Origin of the sequence: Nocardia wallacei, assembly GCF_029869545.1 — a bacterium.
In the GTDB taxonomy this organism is placed as follows: Bacteria; Actinomycetota; Actinomycetes; order Mycobacteriales; family Mycobacteriaceae; genus Nocardia; species Nocardia wallacei_A.
Genome location: NZ_JARWQD010000296.1, coordinates 1 through 4,700, shown reverse-complemented (window position 1 = coordinate 4,700; position 4,700 = coordinate 1). Strand labels below are relative to the sequence as shown.

5 protein-coding genes are annotated in these 4,700 nt (G+C 70.6%); 4 read left to right on the top strand and 1 reads right to left on the bottom strand.

Going from position 1 to position 4,700, the window contains the following annotated elements:
- Positions 1-232: 232 nt before the first annotated feature.
- Positions 233-778: a PadR family transcriptional regulator gene (locus QH290_RS25985; protein ID WP_280264013.1), complete on the bottom strand. Its 546-nt coding sequence runs from the start codon at positions 776-778 to the stop codon at positions 233-235.
- 46 nt (positions 779-824) lie between these two features.
- On the opposite strand from QH290_RS25985, the gene QH290_RS25980 reads away from it, so the two are divergent.
- The 4 genes from QH290_RS25980 to QH290_RS25965 form a co-directional block, all read left to right on the top strand.
- Positions 825-1,394, top strand: a complete 570-nt coding sequence (locus tag QH290_RS25980; RefSeq protein ID WP_280385737.1) for a peptide deformylase — start codon at positions 825-827, stop codon at positions 1,392-1,394.
- Between the two features lie 93 nt (positions 1,395-1,487).
- A complete protein-coding gene (locus tag QH290_RS25975) occupies positions 1,488-2,510 on the top strand; it encodes an ABC transporter substrate-binding protein (RefSeq protein WP_280385735.1) in 1,023 nt (340 codons plus the stop codon).
- A gap of 129 nt (positions 2,511-2,639) precedes the next feature.
- The gene (locus QH290_RS25970; RefSeq protein WP_280385732.1) at positions 2,640-3,968 is read left to right on the top strand and encodes a polysaccharide pyruvyl transferase family protein; all 1,329 of its coding nucleotides are present in this window, start codon (positions 2,640-2,642) and stop codon (positions 3,966-3,968) included.
- On the top strand, positions 3,965-4,700 hold a 736-nt coding region (locus tag QH290_RS25965), incomplete at its 3' end, for a glycosyltransferase family 2 protein (protein WP_280385729.1). The genes QH290_RS25970 and QH290_RS25965, both read left to right, overlap by 4 nt.

The following is a 4,700-nucleotide window of genomic DNA, read 5'->3' as shown; positions in this document are numbered from 1 at the left end:
CGCATGACCTCTCCCATTCCCGGCGCGCGCATGCCCTCTCGTTACCGGTGCGCGCATGCCGTCTTGATTACGATGAGCGAGAGACCGCTCTAGATACAGGTGAGCGTGAGCGCGCTCTCAGATCCGGAGCGCGAGTGCCCTCTCTCGTTCCCGGTGCGTGTATGCCCTCTCTTGTTCCCGGTGCGCGCACGCTCCCTCTCATTCCCGGCATGCTTTTGGCCGGGATCGGCGGTCAGCGAGGTACGTCGAGCTTGTCTATGTCGGCGAGAACCTTTTCGTGCCAGTCGATCTCGGCTTGGATGCGGAGGCGGGCGTGGTCTACGACGAGGTCGTCGACCGTGCTCTGGTCGGGCCAGCGGCGGTCCAGTTGGTGCTCGATCCCGGCGGCGCGGGCGCGCAGGGCCGCGATGCGGTCGGTGAGGTAGCCGCGCAGGAGTTCGGGATCCAGGTCGGCACTGACCGCGAGCGCAAGGTCGACCGGGTCCGGCCGGATGTCGACATCGGTGAACGCCTCGTCGCGCAGCGCCCGCAGCTCGCGCCGCCCCTCGTCGGTGATCTCGTAGACCGTGCGGGCGGGCTGCGCGCCGGGCTGTTCGGTGCGCAGCGGCCGGATCAGGCCCTCGTCGCTCATGCGGTGCAGGGCGCCGTAGAGCGAGCCCGGTTTCACCCGCGACCACAGGTCGGCCCGATCCAGCCGGGCGTCGCGGCGCAGCTGATGGCCGTGCATGGGGCCGCGCTTGGCCAGCGCGGCGAGGACGAAGAGTCGTGTCTCGTTCACCCCCTCAGTCTGACACGACTACTCGCATTTGAGTACTCTCGGGTGCATGTCTGTGCGACCGATACTCATCGCCGGAGATCCCCGGCTCACCACACCGGCCGTCCCCGTCACCGTGTTCGATGACGAGCTCGCCGCATTCGTGGACGTGCTGTTCGAGACGAATACCGCGGCCAACGGCGCGGGCCTGGCCGCCAACCAGATCGGCGACCCCCGCGCGGTCTTCGTCTACGACCTGATCGACCGCGGGGTGCGGCACCGCGGTTACGTGATCAATCCGGTGCTCGAGACCTCCGCGATCCCGGAGACGATGCCCGATCCCGATCTCGACGACGAGGGTTGCCTGTCCGTGCCGGGGGAATGGTTCCCGACCGGCCGCGCGGACTGGGCCCGGGTCACCGGCGTGGACGTCGAGGGCGCGCCGCTGCAGGTCGAGGGCACCGGATACCTCGCGCGCTGCCTGCAGCACGAGACCGATCACCTGGCGGGCAAGCTCTACCTGGATCGCCTGATCGGCCGCAATCGCCGCGCCGCGCGCAAGGCGGTCAAGCAGCGCGAGTGGACGCGACCGGGGAATTCGTGGATGCCGGGTGCGGTGAACGATCCGTTCCACGGTTGAGCCCGACGCCGGTTCGGTAGCTGGCGGGTAGCGGTGCTGTAAGGTAGGTTAGGCTGGCCTATCCAACCGCTGCCGACGCGAGTGAGGACGGGTATGAGCACGACCGACGCCGGGATCCGGCTGACCCGCCGCGGCCTGTTCGCCGCCGCCGGGGCCACGACCGTCGCGGCGGCCCTCGCCGCCTGCGGCCGGTCACCGGACGAGGCCACCGGTTCCGGTGACTGGTCGTTCACCGACGATCGGGGTAAGGTCTTGCGCGCCAACGGGATTCCCTCGCGCGTGGTCGCGTTCACCGGATCGGCGGCGGCCCTGGCCGACTACGGCGTGGCACCTCGCATCGCCGGGGTGTTCGGCGACGTGACGGCGGCGAACGGGGCGAAATCCGAGCTGGCCGGTGACCTGAACCTGGACGAACTCACCGTCCTCGGCAACGCCTGGGGCGACTTCCACCTGGAGAAGTACGCCTCGCTGGAGCCCGACCTGCTGGTCACCGACATGTATGTGCCGGATCAGCTCTGGTACGTCCCCGAGGACAGCCGGTCGAAGATCGAGTCGATCAACCCGAACGTCGCGGCGATCGCGGTGGCGGCCCAGCCGCTGCCGGTGACGATCGGCCGGTACGAGCAGCTGGCCACCGCACTGGGTGCCGATCCGAACGCCCCCGCCGTCGTGCGGGCGCGGGACCGGTTCACCGCGGCGGGCCAGGCGGTGCGGGAGGCGATCGCGCAGCGGCCCGGCCTGCGCGTGCTGGCGGCCTCGGCGGCACCGGACACCTTCTATGTCTCCGATCCGCGCGCCTCGGCCGATCTGCGCTACTTCCGAGAGCTGGGCGTGGACCTGGTCGTCCCCGAGCGCGTGGACAGCCAGGGCTTCTACGAGAGCCTCAGCTGGGAGAACGCCGACAAGTATCCCGCCGATCTGATCCTGCTCGACGGCCGGTCCAGCGCCCTGCAGCCCGACGCGCTGGCCGGAAAACCGTTGTGGCGCACCCTGCCCGCGGTCCGCGCCGGGCAGATCACGCCCTGGAGCACGGTGTTCCGGTTCTCCTACGCCGGTGTCGCGCCCCTGCTCGAGCGCCTGGCCACCGCGCTGCGGTCGGCGCGCGCCGCGGCCTGACCGGACTCGGACGCCGAGTCGTTCGCCGTAGCGAAATCCGCACGTGGTGCGATACATTCGCGAGCGGCAGTGCTGCCTCTCCGAACCGATGATCCGGGCTGTTCCCGGGCTTGCGGAAGGACGACGAGCGTGGGCAAGGCCGACGCGGGGGCGGGTGCGGAGAACCTCCGGATACTGATCGAGAACGGCGAATACTGGCTGCGTAACCGCGGCGATATGGCCATGATGAGCGCCACCGTGCAGCGGCTGCGGGAGCACTGGCCGGAGTCTCGGATCGGGGTGCTCACCGAACAGCCGCGCATACTGCCCGCACTGCTGCCGCAGGCCGAGCCGATCTACCTGGGCACGGGCGGGCACTGGGAGCACCGGCGCCCGCTGCGGCGGATCGCCGCCGGTACGGCGCTGCGCTGGCGCGCCGCCACCGACGGGCCCAAGGCGCGCGTGCGCGCCGCGCGAAAAACCCTGCGCGGCACCGCCGGACAGCGCGACCTGCCCGACCCGCCGCTGCCCGCCGCGCTCTCCGGCGCCGCGCTGGTGCTCGCCCAGGGCGGCGGCTACCTGACCGATATCGACCGCTATCAGGCCCACCGCACGCTGAATCTGCTCGAACAGGCTGGGGCGCTGGGCATTCCGACCGCCATGATCGGTCAGGGACTGGGCCCCATCGACGATCCACGGCTGCTCGAACGCGCCGCGCAGGTGCTGCCCGGGGTCGGATTCATCGGCCTGCGGGAGGGGCGGCGCGGGCCGACGCTGCTGGCCGATCTCGGCGTCGCGCCGGAACGGATCATGGTGACCGGTGACGACGCGGTCGAACCGGCCTACCGGCTGCGGCAGGCGCGGATCGGCACCGACCTGGGTGTCTGCCTGCGGGTCACCTACTACGCCCGCGTCGGCGCCGCCGCCCGCGAGACGCTGGCCGACGTGCTGCGCACTCGCGCAATGCAGGTCGATGCCGCCGTGGCACCGCTGATCATCTCCGAATACGACTCCGAGGACCGCGACTGCACCCGGCGGCTCCTGGCCGGTGCCGCGCGGACCCGGGCCCCCGTCGGGCGGGGCGGCACGGCCGAGGAGGTCATCCGGCAGGTGTCGCACTGCCGCCTGGTCGTCACCAGCGCCTACCACCTCGCGGTTTTCGCACTGTCGCAAGGGATTCCGGCCGTCGGCCTCACGGCGTCGCGGTACTACGACGACAAGTTTCACGGCCTGGCCGAGATGTTCGGCACCGGGCTGCGGGTGGTCGACATGGAGGGTCCGGAGCTGCGCCGCAGCCTCACCCGCGCAATCGAGGAGCTGTGGGATGCCGCTCCCGAACTCCGAGATCCGTTGCAGCAGCGGGCCGTAGCCCAGATCGACGCCTCCCGGGCCGCAGTGCGCCGAGTGATCGGCCTGGTCGAGGGAGCACCTTCCGCGGCGACGCCGTCGGATACCGCACCGGCGCAGGGGAATCCATGAGTACATTGTCGGTCTGCGTGCCCGCCTACAACGCCGCCCGCACGCTCGCGACCACGCTGCGGTCGATCCTGGACCAGGACGCCGACTTCGAGCTGTCGGTACTCGACAATGCCAGCTCCGACGACACCGCGGCCGTGGCCCTGTCGTTCACCGATCCGCGGGTGCGCCTGCACCGCAACGACACGGTGCTGCCGATCGGCGACAACTGGAACAAGGCCGTCGCCGTCTCCTCGGGTGAGCTGGTGAAGGTGGTGTGCGCCGACGACATCCTGCTGCCGGGCGCGCTGAAATCCCAGCTGGATCTGATGCGCGACACCGCGATCGCGCTCTGCTCGGCCACCTTCCAGGTGATCGACGAGGCGGATGCGATCGAGGAGACGGGCCTGGGACTGCCCGGGCTGCTCGGCGCGCACGGGGTGCGGACCCTGATGCGCACCATCGTACGGCGCGGCCCCGCCGACTTCGGCCCGACCGCCGCGGCGATGTTCCGGCGCACCGATTTCGAGCGTGTCGGCGGGTTCCGCGGCGATCTGGTGTTCCCGATGGATGTCGACCTGTTCGCGCGGGTGTGCGAGTTCGGCCTGTTCTACGGGATGCCGGAGATGGCCGCGGCCTGGCGCAATTCGTCGTTCAACCTGTGCAGCCGCACCTCGACGGTGTCCAAGCTGACGGAGATGGCACGCTTCCACCATCGGCTGGGCCGCGAATACCCGGACCTGATCCCGCGGGCCG

Excerpts from the sequence above, each read along its gene's own strand:
- QH290_RS25980 (WP_280385737.1), top strand. The coding sequence starts at position 825 with ATGTCTGTGCGACCGATACTCATCGCCGGAGATCCCCGGCTCACCACA.
- QH290_RS25975 (WP_280385735.1), top strand. The coding sequence starts at position 1,488 with ATGAGCACGACCGACGCCGGGATCCGGCTGACCCGCCGCGGCCTGTTC.